At 35.3% G+C, this 20200-nt stretch carries 17 protein-coding genes; 8 read left to right on the top strand and 9 right to left on the bottom strand.

The window, feature by feature from the left end; translation table 11 throughout:
• The first annotated feature begins 24 nt into the window (after nucleotides 1–24).
• Nucleotides 25–4659: an InlB B-repeat-containing protein gene (locus CW751_RS06125; RefSeq protein ID WP_101334120.1), complete on the top strand. Its 4635-nt coding sequence runs from the start codon at nucleotides 25–27 to the stop codon at nucleotides 4657–4659.
• A gap of 68 nt (nucleotides 4660–4727) precedes the next feature.
• Here the strand turns inward: CW751_RS06125 and CW751_RS06120 are convergent, their stop codons facing one another.
• The 4 genes from CW751_RS06120 to CW751_RS06105 form a co-directional block, all read right to left on the bottom strand.
• A complete protein-coding gene (locus tag CW751_RS06120; protein ID WP_101334119.1) occupies nucleotides 4728–5633 on the bottom strand; it encodes a hypothetical protein in 906 nt (301 codons plus the stop codon).
• A gap of 162 nt (nucleotides 5634–5795) precedes the next feature.
• On the bottom strand, nucleotides 5796–7229 hold the full coding sequence (locus tag CW751_RS06115) for a T9SS type A sorting domain-containing protein (protein ID WP_101334118.1): 1434 nt from the start codon (nucleotides 7227–7229) through the stop codon (nucleotides 5796–5798).
• A 3-nt stretch (nucleotides 7230–7232) separates the two neighbouring features.
• Entirely contained in the window at nucleotides 7233–7649 is a 417-nt protein-coding gene (locus tag CW751_RS06110; protein WP_133122140.1) for a hypothetical protein, read from the bottom strand.
• Nucleotides 7650–7805: 156 nt separating this feature from the next.
• On the bottom strand, nucleotides 7806–9344 hold the full coding sequence (locus CW751_RS06105; protein WP_101334116.1) for a YifB family Mg chelatase-like AAA ATPase: 1539 nt from the start codon (nucleotides 9342–9344) through the stop codon (nucleotides 7806–7808).
• A gap of 271 nt (nucleotides 9345–9615) precedes the next feature.
• On the opposite strand from CW751_RS06105, the gene CW751_RS06100 reads away from it, so the two are divergent.
• On the top strand, nucleotides 9616–9876 hold the full coding sequence (locus tag CW751_RS06100) for a hypothetical protein (protein WP_101334115.1): 261 nt from the start codon (nucleotides 9616–9618) through the stop codon (nucleotides 9874–9876).
• A gap of 47 nt (nucleotides 9877–9923) precedes the next feature.
• Here the strand turns inward: CW751_RS06100 and lpcA are convergent, their stop codons facing one another.
• A complete protein-coding gene (gene lpcA, locus CW751_RS06095) occupies nucleotides 9924–10487 on the bottom strand; it encodes a D-sedoheptulose 7-phosphate isomerase (RefSeq protein WP_101334114.1) in 564 nt (187 codons plus the stop codon).
• A gap of 111 nt (nucleotides 10488–10598) precedes the next feature.
• Here lpcA and CW751_RS06090 point away from each other — a divergent pair, with 111 nt between their 5' ends.
• A complete protein-coding gene (locus CW751_RS06090; protein WP_101334113.1) occupies nucleotides 10599–11045 on the top strand; it encodes a hypothetical protein in 447 nt (148 codons plus the stop codon).
• A 94-nt stretch (nucleotides 11046–11139) separates the two neighbouring features.
• On the opposite strand, the gene rsmG is transcribed toward CW751_RS06090, so the two are convergent.
• The 3 genes from rsmG to CW751_RS06075 form a co-directional block, all read right to left on the bottom strand.
• Nucleotides 11140–11763, bottom strand: coding sequence for a 16S rRNA (guanine(527)-N(7))-methyltransferase RsmG (gene rsmG / locus CW751_RS06085; protein ID WP_101334112.1), 624 nt, complete (start codon nucleotides 11761–11763; stop codon nucleotides 11140–11142).
• 86 nt (nucleotides 11764–11849) lie between these two features.
• Nucleotides 11850–12458, bottom strand: a complete 609-nt coding sequence (locus tag CW751_RS06080; RefSeq protein WP_101334111.1) for an RNA polymerase sigma factor — start codon at nucleotides 12456–12458, stop codon at nucleotides 11850–11852.
• Nucleotides 12449–13582, bottom strand: coding sequence for a glycosyltransferase (locus CW751_RS06075; RefSeq protein WP_101334110.1), 1134 nt, complete (start codon nucleotides 13580–13582; stop codon nucleotides 12449–12451). Before CW751_RS06075 ends, CW751_RS06080 begins: the two co-directional genes overlap by 10 nt.
• Nucleotides 13583–13657: 75 nt before the next feature.
• Between CW751_RS06075 and tgt the strand changes: the two genes are divergently transcribed.
• Together tgt and CW751_RS06065 are read left to right on the top strand one after the other, a co-directional pair.
• Nucleotides 13658–14788: a tRNA guanosine(34) transglycosylase Tgt gene (gene tgt / locus CW751_RS06070; protein WP_101334109.1), complete on the top strand. Its 1131-nt coding sequence runs from the start codon at nucleotides 13658–13660 to the stop codon at nucleotides 14786–14788.
• A gap of 7 nt (nucleotides 14789–14795) precedes the next feature.
• On the top strand, nucleotides 14796–15884 hold the full coding sequence (locus CW751_RS06065) for an LptF/LptG family permease (protein WP_101334108.1): 1089 nt from the start codon (nucleotides 14796–14798) through the stop codon (nucleotides 15882–15884).
• A 399-nt stretch (nucleotides 15885–16283) separates the two neighbouring features.
• On the opposite strand, the gene CW751_RS06060 is transcribed toward CW751_RS06065, so the two are convergent.
• Nucleotides 16284–16886 (bottom strand): NifU family protein, encoded by a 603-nt coding sequence (locus CW751_RS06060; RefSeq protein WP_101334107.1) that lies wholly within the window; start codon nucleotides 16884–16886, stop codon nucleotides 16284–16286.
• Between the two features lie 161 nt (nucleotides 16887–17047).
• Here CW751_RS06060 and CW751_RS06055 point away from each other — a divergent pair, with 161 nt between their 5' ends.
• The 3 genes from CW751_RS06055 (at nucleotide 17048) to CW751_RS06045 (ending at nucleotide 20185) form a co-directional block, all read left to right on the top strand.
• Nucleotides 17048–17485, top strand: coding sequence for an HYC_CC_PP family protein (locus CW751_RS06055; RefSeq protein ID WP_101334106.1), 438 nt, complete (start codon nucleotides 17048–17050; stop codon nucleotides 17483–17485).
• Between the two features lie 87 nt (nucleotides 17486–17572).
• Entirely contained in the window at nucleotides 17573–19810 is a 2238-nt protein-coding gene (locus CW751_RS06050) for a TonB-dependent receptor (protein ID WP_101334105.1), read from the top strand.
• Nucleotides 19811–19840: 30 nt separating this feature from the next.
• Nucleotides 19841–20185, top strand: coding sequence for a heavy-metal-associated domain-containing protein (locus tag CW751_RS06045; RefSeq protein ID WP_101334104.1), 345 nt, complete (start codon nucleotides 19841–19843; stop codon nucleotides 20183–20185).
• Nucleotides 20186–20200: the final 15 nt, after the last annotated feature.

The raw sequence follows: 20200 nt of genomic DNA, 5'->3' as shown, positions 1-20200 counted from the left end.
AATGAATTCTTCAAATACACCCTTATGAAAAATAGAATATTTAGTTTGCTTCTCTTGTTTGTTTCTTTGCTAGTACAAATAAATTGGAATGCATTTCTTGCACAGACAACTATTTTTTCAGAAGCAGGAGGAGGTGCATTTCCTGCTGGATGGAGTGGAGTTAATAATGTTACGACAAATAATATTGATAGAGGGAGTTATTATTTGGTGGATGCTGGAAACCCTTCAGATGTAATTACCACAGCAAGCTATGATTTAAGCGCTTATGGATCGGCAGAATTTTCATTCAATATTGAATCATTTGGTTCTGGTTCACACGGAAGTGCAATAGTAGAAGTTTCGTATGATGGTGGAACAACTTTTACCCAGACTTATACCTCACCTGTTACAACCGGTGGTTATGTTACCCATTCCTTTTCTTTGTCAAGTGTTTCCAATCAAGTTGTCTTAAGAATTTCCCATAATGCAACATCAGGAAGAGGAATTCGGTTACAAAACTTAATATTAGAAGCAACTCCTCCTGTTGGGCCTACTTTAGTTGCTACACCAACGTCTTTAGCTGGATTAGATTACAATTTAGGCTCTGGCCCTTCTGCTGTGCAAACTTTTGAGTTGACAGGCTCAAATCTTAATGGAACAGATGCCATAGAATTACTGACAGGTACTGAGTTTGAAATTTCATCTGATAACATCTCATTTTCGGATTATATAGACTTAGGACTTTTAACTTCTGTTTCACAAACAATTTACGTGCGATTAAAGGCTGGTTTAATTGTGGGAAATTATAATGATATGATCTTAATTGCCGGTGGAGGTGTTCCTTCCGCAAATGAACCAGTCGTTAGTCTTTCAGGTGAGGTCTACGAAGCTTATGACATCATCTTTAATTCAAACGGAGGAACAGGAACCATGCCTAATCAAACTATTGTTTCAGGAGCTACGGCAAACTTAAACTCAAATACATTTACGAGAACAGGTTATGTCTTTGCTGGTTGGTCAACCTCTGCAAGTGGCGCTGTAGTTTATGCAGATAACGATGCGTATACAATGGGTGGCACAGATGTGACGCTGTATGCACAGTGGGATGTTTATGTTGGACCTTGTTTTTCAATGAATGGACCTGATTTTCCTAATACGTCTGGATATACATCTTCAGGACATACCGATTCTGGTGGTTCCCCTACAAATACAATTAGGTTGGCTTCGGGCAGTACTGCAGGTTCTATTTCAACAACTGCAACTGGTGTTACCGCTGGTGACATTACATTAAAGTTTAGAGCAAAAGGTTGGAGTGCTTCTGAAACAGAAGTAACGGTTACAGTAAATGGAACTTCGCAATTAGTAACTTCTCTGTCCACTTCTTTTGATGAAGTGGTGTTAACCTTTACATCAGTTCCAGCAGATCCGATTATTGAATTTAGTACTGTCTCAGGTAAAAGAGTCCATATAGGAAATGTTGAAATTATTTGTGAACCGATTGTTGTGTGCACACCCATAGCATCCATCACTTCTTTCCTCCCTAATTCTGGTCCGGCGGGAACAATAATTAGCATTACAGGTTCAGGTTTTACAGGAACAACAGAGGTGAAGTTTGGAACGGTGGATGCTACTAGTTTTACAATTGTTGATGATAACACGATTACTGCTGAAGTACCTGCAGGAATTGGAAACAGCGAAACGATCTCTGTCTTTGATGCAAGTGCTTGTGAAGAGGTGAGTGTTGACACCTATAGTTTGACAACTTCAAGTGGGACTTGCTCAGCATATCCTGGTTATACAGATTTGTTTATGTCTGAGGTTTATGATCACTCACCTGGAAATGGCTGGTATTTAGAGTTATACAATCCAACGAGTTCTCCAATTGTACTTACAGGAGTATATCAAATTGAAAGATATGGAGAGTTGAATTTAACAGGAAGTCATAATTTGATTGACTTAGTTGGAACGGTTCCACCCATGAGTGTTTTTGTAATTCAATTGCATTCAGATGTGACTTGCTCTGGTCTTTCGGTTGATTTTCAGACACCGGGAGAATGGGGGATTAATGAAAATGACAGAATTCGTTTAGTGAAAAATGGAACAGTGGTAGATGATGTTTCTACTCCAAATAATACTGGTTATACGATTATGAGAGATATTAATCCTTCAGGAGTCGCTCCTTCTGATGTTTATCCTACCGTGGGTTGGACAACAGGTAGTAATGATTGCTCCGATTTAGGTGTTTTTACCCTACCTCCTGCAACGAATATTGATGTTACTTCACCAACTGATGTTAGCGGATGTTCATTAAATATGTCTGTTACTTCAACAACTCCTGGAGTGACTTATTCTTGGAAATTTAACGATCCAACAACAAATACGTGGTTAACTGTTAACTCTACAAATTTACCAGGAGTAACAATTACGGGCGAAACAACTTCTAACTTATCTATCACTGGTGATCTTGCTTTTATGGAAGACTTTCAGTTCTATTGTGAAGTTTCAGAGTCAGGATGTTCATCTGCTTCAGATGCTGCACAATTTAACACAGATTCTCGTCCGATTTATCGTTCTGTAGCGGGGTCAAATGGAGTTTGGTCAGATTACACCAATTGGGAAATGTCTTTCGATTATATTACTTATGTTCCAGCGTGTACCTATCCAAGAGACATAAACTCTTCAGAAGTAATTATTCAAGCAGGAACGTATATTCGTTTGGATTTGACTGGAACTGATGATGTGACGATTGATAAGGTAACTATTGAAAATACAGGGACTTTAGAAATTGAAGCCAATGCTCAGTTAACCGTAAATAATAGCGTTGCCGCTTCAGATTTTATAGTAAACGGAACATTATTCGATAGGACAAACGCAACGAATGTAATGGTTTTCGTTACTGGTGCTACTTGGGAACTGGGTGCTAACGGTACTGTAATAAAAAGTAACGAAAGTGATGTTGACTTCTATAGAGATGTATACGAAGGTGGAATGGCTAATATTCCAGCAACAGCAGGTTGGATTTACCGATTTAATAATGACGGTGATCCAACTGTAGGGACAATTGACTTCTTTTATCCGAATCTATCATTTGAAAATACTACGGCTACTGCATATTCTTTTGGAGGAAACTTTAACTCTTTTAATGGAAGTACAGGGTTTGCAACAGTAAAAGGAGATTTCGACATTGGAGTAACAGGTAGTTCTACTTGTTTGGTAAGTAATGCGAATTTCAATGTGCAACCCATGTTGATTTATGGAAATATGCATGTTGATAATGGCTCTGGTTTAGTCAATTACAATACAGCAACAACAGAATTTGGAACTGGTTTTGAATTAAAAGGAGACCTGCTCGTTGATGGAACTTTAAGTGTTTTGTCAGGTACAACAGAAAGGGTTTTCCGTTTTACAGGAATAACAGACCAAACCGTTTCTGGCGCAGGTGTAATTGATTTTTATAAAATGACCGTCAATAAGCCTTCAGGAAATGTGTTGCTAAATAGAGATTTACAAGCGCAAAATGAATTGGTGATGACACAGGGACATATTTTTACCAATGCAAATTTATTGGAATTAGGGTTGTCAACAATACAAAAAGGAATCTTAAACCATAGTAACGGCTATGTAGTGGGAAGAATGAGACGTTGGTTTGATGGTACTAACTTAGGTGATCAAACGGGATTGTATCCAATGGGATATGATGATGGAGGTTTGAAAAATAGAAATACAAAAATTGAATTTACAACGGCATCAACAGATGGTGGACATTTAACGGTGGAGTACATTAATGTTCCGATGGGGCCAGCCGGTTTGACTATTCCAGCGGCCAACACAGGAGGAGCTTTATTTGATGTTACTACAACAGAAGACCAAGGGTATTGGAAAATTGATAATGAGGTTGGGAAGTTGATAGATGGTTTATACACAATTTCTTGTACTGGCGAAGGCTATACTACTATTACTGATTTGTCTAAGTTGACTTTGTTAAAACGTGTGGTGTTGAATAGTCCAGATTGGTTTTGTCCGGCGGTTCATTTGCCACCAACAGGAACAATTTTAATGCCGACAGTTTCTCGTGAAGGAGTTTCTGGATGGTCAAACTTTGGTTTTGGGAGTGTTTATGATATCAACCCATTGCCGGTAACTTTAACTTCATTTGAGGTTAATTGTTTTGAGGAAAGCGCAAGAATAAATTGGAGTACCTCAAGTGAGTCTAATTCCACGCATTTTATAGTTGAGAAAAGTCGTGATATGATCAGTTGGTCAACTGTTGGTGAGCTTGAAGCAGCGGGGAATTCAAGTGATATTATACACTACACTTTGGTGGACGAAAACCCAGGCAGCGGGATCTTTTATTATCGTTTGAAACAGGTTGATTACAATGGAACGTCTGAAGTGTTCAATGCAATTAGCGCTTCTTGTGAACCATATAATAACAAGGTGGTTGTTTATCCAAACCCTTCGAATGGTAGTTTCTCTGTAGAAGTGACTTGGGGTGAAGATACAGTGAACTCTCAATTACAAGTGTTAGATATGACAGGAAGAATAATTGAGCTTCGAGATGTGGAAATCAATAAGGGAGTTGCTCAGTTTTATATAGAAAGGGCAGATGTTCAGTCCGGAACTTATATTGTTGTATTTTCAAATACAGAATTGAAACCGATTCGAGTTATAGTGAATTAACAATTAAAATAAAGTCAAAAAAGAGAGCTCACATAGCTCTCTTTTTTTAATCAACAAACAAATTGTTTTTAATTTTCATCAGCCAAAACAGCATCACCAAAGCGTTCATAATTAACCAACCAAGCAGCAGCATTTTTAACGTAGCGGACTGTTCCAGCAGTATCCCATTTTATAAATAAACGTGTAAAACCTCCATCGATTAATAAACGTTTTCCCTCTTTTTCGTAGGCTGCGGTAACTAAATTACCTTGAGAGCCATAGATTATAGGAGTGAGTTCTGAATGCGTAGCAATTGTTGCTATAGTAATTCCTTCGTAAATATTTTGAAGGCCTGTCGTAATTAAATGATTAGGCATAATTCCAGATTTGCTGCCGTCTCTTAATAAACCTACAGTTTGGTCGCCCATAATATTTCCTTCCATTTTATTTCCAATGAGGTACTCCGCAATGTAATTTGCATCAGCATAGTAAGGCAAATTGTCGCCCCAGATATATACACCCTTTCCGCTGTCAAAATACTTTTTAATTACTTTCGCGTGTTCCTCATTTAGTTTTCTTACACTTGAAGAAATAATCCACAATTGACAAGATTTTGCTAAGGCAGAATCTAAAGCTTCAGGAGAAGGTGGATTGTTGAGCCAGCGATAAACAGAAAACCCTTTTTCTTTTAATGCCATATTCGGTAAAGAAAAATCAAATCCTTCTCCAGTGTACAAGTGTAAAACTGCAATGGTTTGACCTTCAAAAGCGCCATCAACTGCTAAATCATATTGGTTTCCTTCAGCATTCCCAAAGTTATCAGCTGCAACTTCGCGTTCTTGTTTGACAATGCGTGTTTGTTGAGTAGACTCGTCGTATACCTCTACGTTAACATCTTCAGTAATTACATTTTGTTTTGCTACTGCATTGTATTGCGCGTTAATATTTCCAATAAACAGCGTTGCAAGCAACCCAGATAATAATAGCTCTTTCATAATGATTTGTTTTAATTTTTATACTTGTACAACAAACCAAAGAATGGGTTCGATTCATTAATGAAATGATTGTAAAAATAAATTACTTTAATATCGTTAAAAAAAACACTAAATAGAGATTACTATTTAGTGTTTTTTACTCAAGGACTGTTTTTTTTGAATTTAGTAAATAACAATACGTTTATAATAAACTTGATGGTCTGTAGTGGAAATTTCAACAATATAGACACCAGGTGTTAAACTTTCGCAGTTAATAAAAACCGTCGCATTATTGTAATCAGTTAGATGAATGACTTCTTTTCCATTGTTATCTTTTATAGAGACCTCTTTTATTTTAGAATTATTAGCACTAATGTTGAACCAGTCTTTTGTCGGGTTGGGTGACAAATTAATTTCTCTTTTGTTTGTAGAGAATTCTACAGATCTAATAGGAAGAAGTTCAAATTGTCCATTAAAATCTACTTGCTTCAAACGATAATAAGAAATACCTCGATAAGGTTTTTTATCAATTTTATAATAAGAACTCTCTATGTTGGAAGTTCCGCTTCCTTTTTCAAATCCTATAGTTTCCCAAAATAGACCGTTCTGAGAACGTTGTATTTCATAATAATCACATTGTGTCTCTGTTGCGGTTCCCCATTTTAAATTTACCTCTCTTGAGTTTGCGGTCGCTTCAAAACTAATAAGTTGTATTGGGAGAATCGTACAATCAGTTGACGCTGAGTTTGAAGCTGCTTCGTTTACAACAATTGATTGAATAACACTTGCATAGTTGGTAACTAATAAAACATAAACTTCTCCACTATTTACTCCCGAAATATTAGCTTGCTCTATTGACGATGTTGAATAACTACAATCAACTGGAGGTCCGTAGCTTGAGCAATTATTCTGTGCGTCTGTTAGGTTGGGAAAAGGTCCCCATATAGCATAATCTATATCCGCTCCAGCAGTAATGTCAATAGAAAGTGTTCCAGGATTACTAATTTCTAGAAAAAACCATGTTGGATTTGGTTGTGTACTTAAACATCCATAATCATTTCCAATTGGTGCGGATCCACCAGCTCCTGAAGCTTGAAAAGAAATAGTTGAACCAGAACAAATAGGTTCCATAGCCGCACATGTTGTATTGCTAGGAGGCGGTGGCAGTGTACCAATACACAAATCAAAAGTTGTTGTGGCGCCACTAGAACTTGACCAACTATATACCCTGACTAAGTATGAATTTCCGGGGGTTAGTCCTGTCAAAGTGCTGTTGTTCATATCACTACATTCCAGTGCTGTGCCTAAGGCTCCGCAATTATTATTGTAGACTGAGTGATATAAATCAGTTGTAGAACCTGAAACATTTAATAAATCAATTGTGTGAGCTGAGTTGGTTGCCGTAAAAGAATACCATACATCATCATTGGCTGTTCCGCTACAACCGTTTGGTTGAGGGGAGTTAGTGGCGCTTGCAATAGATCCTGGTGTTATTGAGCCGCATAAAAGATCTGGGTTTACAGGAACACTTATCGCTCCTGAACACTCATCATTAGAGGGTTGACTATAGAGGTAAGGAAAAGTTAATATAAAAAGCATCAATGTTAGATTCTTCATACCTTAATTGTTTTCTGATTCGAAATTTAATATATCTTCCATTGTAATAAGCTCACCGATTAAAACAAGACACCTTAAACACTCCATGTATTCGGTTTGGCTGGAGGCCGGAGCGTTTATGAAGGTAGATTGTTTAATCAATTTTAGATCTTGATTAACACCAAGCCATCTTTTGATTTCATCTGCATGAGGTGAATTGGCGTCTTCATATGTTTTTGTAGAATGATCAAAGGCATATATGTCATCCATATTGATGTTTTGGTGATAGAATATAACCTTCAAGCTTTTTAAGCGTACTCGCTCCTCAGGACTCATTAATTCAAATCTTTCATAAGAAACAAATAAAACATTTGGATTTTGCTGTTGCCAAACTTTAATTGCAGCCTGATTATCTTGACCGCTTACATAAGTTGTTATCAAGCATAAAAATGTGGAAAAAAAAACAAGTTTTAGCATCATAAAATAGTTGTTGTGTATACAAGAATAAGAAAAAATAATTAAATACTATTCAGAATTTCTTCATTATTTAGTCAAGGCTTCAATTAGATACTAATTTTATTATGTATTAACAATTGATTACCTCGCCCAATCTTCCCTGTCCAAACTCCTGAATTGTATGGCTTCTGAAATGTGAGATGTGTTTATTTCAACATTTTGTTCTAAATCAGCAATGGTTCTTGCAACTTTTAAAATACGATCATAAGCTCTTGCAGAAAGTCCCAGTTTATCCATGGCCTGTTTTAAGATTGCGTTACACGCTTCATCTATTTTACAAAACTTGCGCAGTTCTTTGCTGCTCATCTGTGCATTACAATGTGTTTCTTCCGATTCTTTAAAGCGTTCTTCTTGAATTAGTCGTGCTTCCACAACTCTTTTTCTAATATCTTTACTTCCCTCCTCAGGTTGGTGGTAGGCCAATTCATCAAAACTAACAGGAGTAACTTCAACATGTAAATCTATTCGATCCAATAATGGTCCACTGATTTTATTCAAGTAATTTTGGACAATACCAGGAGCACAAACACAATCTTTTTCAGGATGATTGAAATAGCCGCATGGACATGGATTCATAGCGGCTACAAGCATAAAGCCTGCGGGATATTCTACTGTGAACTTAGCCCGAGAAATAGTAACAAATCGATCTTCAATGGGTTGACGCATCACCTCAAGTACGGAGCGTTTATACTCAGGTAATTCGTCTAAAAACAAAACACCGTTATGAGCAAGGGATATTTCGCCAGGTTGTGGATATCCGCCTCCACCAACCAAGGCAACATCTGAAATCGTATGATGTGGCTTTCGAAATGGGCGTTCTGTTACTAATCCAGCGCCAGCATTTACCTTACCAGCTACCGAATGTATTTTTGTTGTCTCCAAAGATTCATTTATACTCATTGGTGGTAGAATGGAAGGAAGTCTTTTAGCAAGCATCGACTTTCCTGCCCCAGGAGGTCCAATTAAGACAACATTATGTCCTCCTGAAGCTGCAATTTCAAATGCTCTTTTGATGTTTTGTTGTCCCTTTACATCTCTGAAATCAACTTCAAACTCGTTGAGCTTATTATAAAACTCTTGGCGAATATCAATGGTTGTTGGGGTTAAACCTATGCCTTCATTTAAGAAGCTTACTACTTCGTTGATATTGGTTGCTCCATATACTTCGAGACCATCAACAATTGCTGCTTCTCTTACATTTTCTTTCGGTAAGATAATGCCTTTAAAACCTTCCTCTTTTGCTTTAAGAGCAATAGGAAGAACGCCTTTCATAGGTTGCAAACTTCCATCCAGAGATAGTTCACCCAAAAGAATATAGTCTTCTAGGGCATCTGTTTTCACTTGTTCACTAGCAGCCATAATTCCAATTCCAATTGGCAAATCAAAGGTGGAACCCTCTTTACGGATATCTGCTGGAGCCATGTTTACTGTTATTTCTTTCATCGGGTATTTATAGCCGTTATTTGATAATGCAGCTTTAATACGTTGTTGACTTTCTTTTACGGCACTATCTGGTAGTCCTACGAGAATAAAACTAACGCCTTTATCGATATTTACTTCGATTGTAATTGTGGTTGCTTCAATGCCGAATACGGCACTTCCAAAAGATTTGACTAACATTTTGATTTAGGTTTTTAAATTATTCTAAATTAAGATAGTGAAAAAAATGATTTCCAAAAATGATTTTTTTAAAAAAGTTTTTTCAAATGTAGAGAAGAGCATTCTTTTAAGTCTTGATTTGTTTGAGCTTAACACACTTGTTGTAGCATTAGGCCGAATTAAGTCCACAATCGTAATTCATGAGTTTATTTTTAATTTCATCTCTTTTAGGTTGTTATATCTCTAAGGAATCTTTATTTTTAATGAATAAACATTTAAAAAAATTAATGATATGGGATATTACAAAACAATAAATGGGAAAAAGTATGATGCTGAACTTCTTGAGCTAGCAGACAAATTGACTGAAGGAGCTGGAGATGGGAGGTTGTCAAAGGAAGATGCTGGACAGCTCTTTGATGCCGTAAAAGATGGTAATTCTTATACCGATATCGAAAAAGATACTGTTGCTTATGTTAGAGATAATTATAAATGGACAGATGCAGCAGATGAGTGGTTTAGAACTGAGATTCGTAAATGGGCTGCTTCAAAATAGATCGTTAAAATTTCAATACAAGCGGCTTTTGAGCGGCTTGTATCTTTTTAAAGATGACGCTCAACGTAATCAATTAGATTATGAATTACTTTAATATGTATTTCTTGTGCACGATCTGCATATTTTGAAAACGGAGCTCTAATTTCTACATCGCATAAATCTGCCATCATTCCGCCATCTTTTCCTGTCAGACCAATGACTTTCATTCCTTTACTACTAGCAGATTTGATTGCATTAATGACATTTGCCGAGTTTCCGCTTGTTGAAATTGCCAACAAGACATCACCTTTTCTTCCCACCCCTTCAACAAATCTTGAAAATACATGTTCATATCCGTAATCGTTTGAAACACATGAAAGGTGTGAGGGATCAGAAATAGAAATCGCACCAATTGCTGGCCGGTCGTTTCTATAGCGACCCGTTAACTCTTCTGCAAAATGCATAGCATCACACATAGATCCACCATTTCCGCAACTAATAATTTTGCCGTTGTTATTTAGACTAGAGACAAGCGTTTTTCCCGCTTCTTCAATCTTTTTAAAATTATCTGGTGTACTGAATTCTTTCAAAATCGAAAGTGCTTCATTAAATTGGTCTGTAATTTGCTTCATGATGTGAAAATTAAAAAATCAAATTTAAAAATTTAAACAGAATTTTCTGAGGATTTCAAGCATTTTGTTATATTTGACCTCCTAGACGAAAACTGTGCTAAACTAAACATTATGAGAAAATTTTTATTAATTGCAATTACCAGCTTTTTATTTATCGGGGCAGAGTTTTCCTATGCACAAAAAGGAAAAAAAGAATTAAACTGTTTCGAACGTTATGAAAACGCATTCAAAGATCGTGGATCTTACACTATTTCAGATAACATTTATCGAAATGTAATGATTTCATTTTTTGAAGGCGACGAAGTATTCTGTGTTAGAGGTAAAGTGAGGGTTGAAAATGGATATGTAAGTGCTATCTTTTATTATTATGATGATAATACTGAAGAACTTTACGATAAAAAGTTTCATAACTTAAACAATGAACCACCTACCATTTCAAATGGGATTTCTGAAATGATAATTAATGCTGATAGGGAAAAATTTAGAGTGGTATTTATTGATAAATTAAAACCAAAAAGAAAATCGTTACAACGCATGAGTGTTCCAGATGATCTTTAAAAAAATTGAATTTTAACAAAAAAAGAGCAATTATTAAATAGTTGCTCTTTTTTTATGATTTTCTTTATTCCTTTTCCCTAGCATAAATTAAATATTAGTACAATTGTACGTAAACAACTTTTTTCGTTTCAAAGAAAGGATTATTAAAATAGTCTGCAATAGGATAAGTTGTATTGAAAGTTTGAACAGAACTCATCTCTTTGGTGAGGTCTCCACCCTTAAGATATAAAATACCGTTTGGTAAAGCGTTAATATGTTTTTTATTGATTTTCTTTCTTACCCACGATATAAATTGAGGCATCTGGGTAACTGCCCTACTGATTATGAAATCGTATTTTCCTTGAATTTGTTCTACACGAGAATGACTTGCTTTTACATTTTTTAAATCTAAGGCTTCACAAACCGCTTTAACTACTTTTATTTTTTTTCCAATCGAATCCACGAGATGAAAATCACATTCTGGAAATAATATAGCTAAAGGAATTCCAGGGAATCCACCTCCTGTTCCAACATCAAGTATCGTCGTTCCAGGGTTAAAACGAATTATTTTTGCGATAGCCAAGGAATGTAAGACATGATGCGTGTAAAAAGAGTCCATATCCTTCCTACTAATCACGTTTATTTGACTATTCCATTCACGATATAAGGCGTCTAATTGTTCAAATTTCTGAATCTGATCTTGATTCAAATTCGGAAAATATTTTAAAATTTCATTCATGATACAAATTTAGTAATATCCGTTTGACATTTCATTTAGAATGTAAAATATGCTGAATAGGAACCTTCCTTTCATTTGTAAAAAGTCTAAATGGTGTCTTTTGTTTTCTCCATTAAATTGGCCAAAAATTCTCTAGCTCTAAACAATTGTGCTTTAACAGTTCCTAAAGGAAGATCTAGTTCTGTAGCGATTTCATCATAACTCATTTCTTTAAAGTATCTTTTGATAATGAGTGTTCTATAATGCGGCTTTAGTTTATCAACAACCTCTCTCATTGCTTTTACCTTTTGTTGTTTCATATAAACTTCCTCTGGGTCTGGTGAACCTCCATCAACTTCCATGGCAACACCCTTACCGTTTTCATCCGTATAAGCATGGTCCATTGAAGTAAGGTGAACTCTTTTCTTTCGAATAAAATCAATGCAATTATTAGAAGCAATTTTAAAAAGCCACGTACTAAAAGCATAATTGGGTGTGTATTGCTCTATGCGATTAAATGCCTTGCCAAAAGCCTCAATTGTGAGGTCTTCGGCATCGTCATTATTCTTGATCATTTTAAGCAGCATGAAGTAAACGGGCTCTCTATATCTATTTAAAAGTTCTGCGAAAGCTGATTGATCGCCAGATTTAGCCTTTTCAACAAGTGTTAAATCACGTCTCCCTTTCTCTGATAGATTTTTGTTTTCTATTTCCATTTTGCTGCTGTTGATTGTTCTGTAGCGTAGTATATTATTGGCGCTATAATTGCATATAATAAATCCCAAAATAAAATACCTACAATAAATGAAGGTTCGGCTAATTTTTTAAAAGATAGGCCGAGGACAACCCACTTGGTCATCATTATAAATGCAAATACACTGAATGAAAACCAATTCATCCATCCACTAAATAACAAAGTAACAAAACTTATGAATAACAATAGGAGGGTTAACGGATATATTCCTAACATAAGCTTTTTGAAAAGTGGATAGCGTGCTGATGTAGTGAAGTGTCTAGACTTTTGATTAATCCAATCTTTCCAGGTTTTCTTTGCTTCAGAGTAGCAAAATGTGTCCGGATTTAAGCAAATCGTATAATTGTTTCTTTTAGCCACTTCTTGAATAAATAAATCATCATCTCCTGATTTTAAAGCGTAATGTGACTTAAAACCTTTGTTTTCAAGAAATAATTCTTTCGTATAAGCTAAGTTTCTACCTACTCCCATATATGGAATACCGGATTTTGCGTAAGAAAGGTAGTTCAAGGCAATAAATGATGTGTCCAGTCTTATAATTTTATTGAGAATTCCTTTTTCTTTTAACATTGGAGCGTATCCAAGAACAATTTTTTTCTTTTCAGTGAATTGGTCTGACATGTTTTGAAGCCAATTTTCGCTAAGTGGTGCACAATCTGCATCTGTAAGTAAAATTTTGTCATATTTTGCACCTTTAATTCCTATAGTTAATGGTAACTTTTTACCAAATGCCAAGTGATTATTTTTTTCAATCTTTATACTCTTTAGATGAGCATGAGTTTTTTTTAACGTATTGATTATATATTCAGTGTCGTCTGTAGACTGATGATTGACAACAATGACTTCAAATTCAGGGTAATTTTGTTCCAATACTTTTGGCAGAAATAGCGATAAATTTACGGCTTCATTTCTTGCGCAAATAATAATACTCACTGGTGCAGTACTTTTCGTTTTCTTTTTCTCCCGATGAAAAGCAATACGTATATAAAAAAATGCTATCCAAAATAAATGAATAAGTCCAATTGTCCAGAAGCAAATATTGACAATCCATTCAACTGTATTTTCTATTTCTGGTAAGAATTTCATTTATTTAGTTTTTACAAATATGGCACACTTGTTTAAATACAATTATCTTTGTTGCTTTTATTTTTCAACATTGTTATGCACTTCGAATTATTACATCAAGATAAAGACACTAAAGCTCGGGTAGGAAAACTACACACAGACCATGGTGAGATTGAAACTCCTATATTTATGCCTGTTGGTACAGCGGGTACAGTGAAAGGAATTCATCAATATGAAATTGAAAATGAAATTCAAGCTCAAATTATTCTAGGAAACACATATCATTTGTTTTTACGACCAGGTACTGAAGTAATTGAGGCTGCTGGTGGACTTCATAAGTTTATTAATTATAATCGACCTATTCTAACAGATAGTGGTGGATATCAAGTTTATTCCTTGTCGGGAAGTCGGAAGATTACCGAGGAAGGTGTCAAGTTTCAATCACATATTGATGGGACTTATCATTTTTTTACACCTGAAAGAGCGATTGACATACAAAAGTCTATTGGTGCAGATATTATTATGGCCTTTGATGAATGTACACCTTACCCATGTGATTATCAATACGCCAAAAACTCAATGAAAATGACACACCGCTGGCTTGATCGGTGTTTTGCTCAATTTAATAAAACACCTGGGAAATATGGGTATGAACAAGCATTGTTTCCTATCGTTCAAGGGAGTGTTTATAAAGATTTACGACAAGAATCAGCCAAATATATTGCAGATACTGATTCTTTAGGAAACGCTATTGGTGGTTTATCTGTTGGCGAACCAGCAGAGGAGCTTTATGAAATGACAGAAGTAGTAACGGATATCTTACCTTCAGAAAAACCAAGGTATTTAATGGGAGTGGGGACACCAATAAACCTTCTAGAATGTATTGCCTTAGGTATTGATATGTTTGATTGTGTTATGCCAACACGAAATGCTAGACATGGATTATTGTTTACCAGTGAGGGAACAATTAATATAAAGAATAAAAAATGGGAAAAGGATTTTTCACCGATAGATCCTAACGGAACCTCTTCTGTGGATAGCTTTTATACCAAAGCCTACCTGCGTCATTTAATTAAAACAAAAGAATATTTAGGTGTACAAATAGCATCTATTCATAATTTAGCCTTTTATTTGGCGTTAATTAAAGAAGCGCGCGTAAAAATCATGGAAGGAACGTTTTTAGAATGGAAAGATGAGATGGTGAAAAAGTTAGGACAAAGACTTTGATAGAGTTATGCTAAAAATTATAGATCGATATATCATAAAAAAATACTTGATTACCTTCTTTTTTATGTTGGGAGTGATCATGATTTTAGCTATGGTTTTTGATCTTGCTGAACGTTTGGGTGAGTTTATTGAAAAAGAAGCCCCCATTAGCGCAATCATTTTTGATTATTACTTAAATTTTGTCATCTATTTTGGTAATTTATTTTCACCGCTAATTGTCTTTGTTGCTGTTATTTGGTTTACTGCTAAAATGGCGCAAAATACGGAGATTATTCCGATGTTGAATAGTGGAAGACCTTTTCGTAGAATTCTTAGACCGTACATGATTGGGGCAACTATCTTAATGCTTATTTCTTTGGCTTTGAATCACATAGTTCTTCCAGAATCAAATAAAGTTCGGTTGCAATTTGAGGAAGATTATTATCGGAACATTCGAACAGTAGCTAACTATTTTGCTGAGTTTCCTGGGAAAAAAGTGGTGTATTTTGATTCTTATCGATCTGATAAGAGTAGGGCACTTGGTTTTGTTATGGAAAACCGAAACGAAAAAGGTGAATTGGTGTCAATTTTAAAAGCCAACCAAGCTATAAATCCTGATAGTACAGAGCAATGGCAGTTAATTGATTACCATATAAGGTATGTTGGTGAACCTCATGATGAATTGGTGTTTCCGCCCAATAGTGGTCATCGTCTCGATACTGTTTTTCCTTTTCAATTAAGTGAAATGGCGCAAAGAGAGACAGTGGTTCAAACCATGGGGTTTTACGAATTAAAAGATTTTATTTCAAGTGAAAAAGAAAAAGGATCTCCTTATGTGCCTTTTTATGAGATTGAACTTTATCAAAGAACCTCTTTTCCTTTTGCTACCTATGTTCTTACATTAATTGGTATGTCCGTGTCTTCTAGAAAGTCTCGAGGAGGAATCGGAGTGAATATTGCTGTGGGGTTGTTATTAGCTTTCATTTATATTTTTGCAATGAAAGTAACTTCTGTGGCAGCAGAAAATGTTGGCTTTCCCGCTATGATCGCTGTTTGGATTCCAAATATAATCTTTGCAATATTAGGACTGATTCTCTACAGGTTAGCACCGAAATAAGAATTAATCAATTACGAATTAATCAATTACGAATTTATCACTTACGAATTGTTCGTTTAACTTTTAATAATTCGTAATTCTCCAATCGGATACCAAGTTTAGCCATTAATAAACATATGAAGGACAAATCTCCAATTTATTGGGGTGCCGAGAAATCTTATTGGAATTGTTTGATAACTCGAAAAGCAGTTCAGGCTAGGGAAGATACTCTCCTTGCAACGACTTAACTTTTCTTTATAACCAACGAATTTTAAGCTTTACAAATTAGTTATCAAGATTATTGATAAATACTAGAATTTAGGTCTCTTGTTCACCTTAAGAAGTTAACAACCTAGCTTTGTAATTCGTAATTCTCCAATCCGTAATTCTCCAATCCGTAATTCTTCAATTCGTAATTAATTAAGATTCAGCAACAACCTCCTTAACTTCAGGTATGTGTTGTTTAAGTATTTGTTCAATACCGCCTTTGAGTGTATTCGTTGAAGATGGACAACCAGAGCATGCACCTTTTAGGACAACCGTTACTATACCATTGTCAAAATTTCGAAACTCTATAGCTCCTCCATCACCTTCTACTGCTGGTTTTACATATTGGTCAAGTAAACCAATAATAGCTTCATCAAACTCGGATGGTGTGTAATTAGAAGTATCAATCGTTTTGTCTTCTGATTTAGCTACAGGTCTTTCTTCTGGTATTTTTGTAACCACTTGTTTGCCTTCTGCAATATAGTTTCTTACGTAATCTCTTAATTCTGTTGTTACAAAGTCCCAAGCTAAGGTGTCGTCTTTGGTTATAGACACAAAATTATTTGCAATATAGACCTCTTTTACAAATGGAAAGTTAAATAGCTCGTCTGCCATCGGTGAAAAACCTTTGGTTTCTTGTTGGTTTTTGAACTCTGCAGTTTTTGACGGATCAATTAAATAGTTATTGGCCACAAATTTCATTGTGTTTGGATTCGGTGTCATTTCAGCATATATGGTAACGGGTATTTTAGACATATCTTTATATTTTATTTTACAAAGTTATGAAGTATATCACGAATAAAATAAGTTTTATTTGAAGAAATGCATTTCGCTTACTTTTTGTACTATAATTCGCGTTTATAATTATTATTATGTTAATTTTTCTCTAATTAAATGAATTGATTTATTTTTGTGGTGTGAAGCAAAAACCGAACATACTTCTTTTTCTTTTTGCGGTTGTATTTTTTTTGAGTACAACGGGAGTGACAGTGTACAAGCATTATTGTAGTCATGATGGAGCGTATTATGGTGTTTTTGTTGATGTTGAACACGAGTGTCAGCCAAACTCCCATGATAAAGACGAATCTGATCATTCATGTTGTGCCATCGAAATTGAAGGGCAAAATCAATTCGAGACCGATTGTTGTACTAGTGATGTTAAGGTTTATCAGTTAGATACAGATCTAGCTACCCATGACAATTCTATTGACTTTAAAAACCACTTTTCTACAACGTTTAATGTTCTTCCATTATTTGCAATTATTCAAGTGGAAGATTCTAAATTTTTGAATAAATCTCCTCCCGCTCTTCCAACTTTAAAGCGTTTATCCTTTTTCCAACGTTATTTGATTTAGATTGTTATTTACAAATAGAAGCGTAGTGTCAATAATTGTTGACTTGCGTGTAAAAAGTGTTTAACAAATAATTCAAATAATAATTACATGAAAATATATTTAACTTTAGCTACTGTGCTGTTTGCAAGTTTTTTGTTGGGTCAAAAAATAAGCATTCGTGGTGCGGTCAATAGCTATATAGATGGTAAAAATACCGAGCCTTTATTTGGGGCTGACGTGTTTTTAAAAAATGCCAAAACAGGTGATATAACTGATGAAAAAGGAAGTTTTAGTATCCAATCAAAAGTACAATTGCCAGACACATTAATAATTAGAGCTTCTGGATATTACTCGGATACTGCAATAATCAACGCTAACGGTTCTGTAAATTTGCAAATTACGCTTTATCCTGAATTTGTAACGGAAGAAGTAGTGATAAAAGCCAAAAGAGACAATTCTAGTATTTTGCGTTTAGACCCAAGAAACGTTGAAAACCTTTCTCAAGGAGAATTGCGAAAGGCTGCATGTTGTAACTTGTCTGAATCTTTTGAAACCAACGCTACTGTTGATGTAAGTTTAGCAGATGGTGTTTCTGGATCAAAACGAATTCAAATGATGGGCTTAAATGGAAGGTATACCCAACTTCAATTTGAAAATATTCCGTTTATGCACAATCTTGATCAAGCTTTTGGTTTGGCTTCTGTTCCAGGCACTTGGATTCAATCAATACAAATTACTAAGGGTGCTGGAACTGTTGCGAATGGATATGAATCAATGGCTGGACTCATTAATCTTGAATACATGAAGCCGGATAATATGGAAAAGCTATTTGTGAATGGCTATGGAAGTATTCAAGGTCGTGCTGAACTCAATCTTCATGGCAGTAAGAAAATTGGAGATAAATGGAGTACTGCATACTTTATTCATGGTGCAAGCTTGAAAGCAGAAAATGATAGGAATAATGATGGATTTCGGGACATGCCGTTGGGTGATAATATAATCGTTATGAATCGATGGAAGTATGCCTCTGAGCTATTTCGTGGTCAAATCGGGATTAAAGCAAGTCATACGGATCAGCAAGGTGGACAAATTGGGTTTGATCGTTACCAAAATCAAAATAACCAAGGTCTTTATGGTGTAGGAATTCGAAATACTAATGTTGAGTTATTCGGTAAAACTGGTTTTCTCTTCGAAGAGGACATATTTAGTTCTATAGGAGTGGTCTATTATATGAAATATAATGAACTGAATACTGTTTTTGGGAATCGTACTTTGAATGCGACTGAAAAAAGAGGATATATTAATGGGATGTATGAAACAATTTTAGGAAATACAAATCATAAACTGAAATCTGGATTAAGTATTGTGTATGATGACTTAGAGCAAACGATGAATGATGTGCTGCCAACAGATACCACAACAAGAGTGTATAATCGATTAGAAGTTGTTCCAGGTGCTTTTACAGAATATACCTACACTGGTGTTCGATCGATACTAGTGCTAGGAGCGAGGGCGGATCATCATAATCTTTATGAATGGCAATTTACGCCTCGAGCAAATTATAAGTTTGATTTAACCGAAAATATGGATATTCGTTTAACTGCTGGAAGGGGATTTAGAGTTTCCAATTATGTTACCGATAATTTGTCTTTGATGGCGACAAACTTACCCTGGGTTGTTGATAATGATATCGCTCCAGAAGTCTCTTGGAATTTTGGAGGTAGTTGGATGTGGGATTTTAAATTATTCAATAGAAAGGCAACGTGGACAGCCGATTTTTATCATACCCTTTTTGAAAACCAATTAGTGGTAGATAGGGATGAGTCAACAGATTATATTCGAATGGGAAACCTGGATGGATCATCATTTTCTAACGTTTTTCAAACGGATATCAAGTTTGAGCCGTTGAATAGGTTTGAAATTAAAGCCGCATATAAATGGTTAGATGTACGTGCAACAACTGGAGGAGAGTTGAGCGCGGTGTTAATGGTGCCAACTCATCGAGGGTTTGTTAATTTTGCCTATGAGTCAAGAAATAACCGCTGGCTATATGATTTAACACTTTCTGTTTTTGGAGCGCAACGTTTACCTATGGTAATGCGTTCTGATGGAACTTTTACACAGGATAATAGTAGCGAGGTGGTTCCAATGATGTCTGCTCAAATAACCCATCGATTTAAACATTTCGAGGTATATTTAGGGGGTGAGAACATCCTTGATTATCGACTGAAAAATCCTATTATTGAAGCTGAAAATCCATTCGGAGAAAGGTTTGATGCAACAAGGGTGTATAGCTCTATTTTTGGTGTAAATGTTTATGCTGGATTTAGATTTAGTTTAGATTAAAACAAATATTAATTAAAAAAAAATTACAAAATGAGAATAACAGTATTAATAGCGATTATCGCTATATTGACAAGTTGTGCAACTTCAAAAGAAGGAGGTGCAAAAAAGAAAACAGGAAGTATTCAAACTAATGCACAATGTGGTGACTGTAAAGATCGAATTGGGGATGTTTTAAATTATGAGAAAGGAATCATTTATGCCAATTTAGATTTGGATACGAAAATTGTAGAAGTCAAATACAATACCCGATCAACAACACTTGCGAAAATTAAACAAACAATTGCTGAAATTGGTTATGATGCAGATGAGGTTAAAGCTGTAGAATCGGCTCAAAAAGCTTTGCCAGCATGTTGTCAGCCAGGAGGACATGATTGATTTGCTTATATCTAT

Source organism: Brumimicrobium salinarum (genome assembly GCF_002844555.1).
Classification (GTDB): Bacteria; Bacteroidota; Bacteroidia; order Flavobacteriales_D; family Crocinitomicaceae; genus Brumimicrobium; species Brumimicrobium salinarum.
The sequence above is the reverse complement of the archived record's forward strand: the minus strand, read 5'-3'. Positions and strand labels throughout refer to the sequence as shown.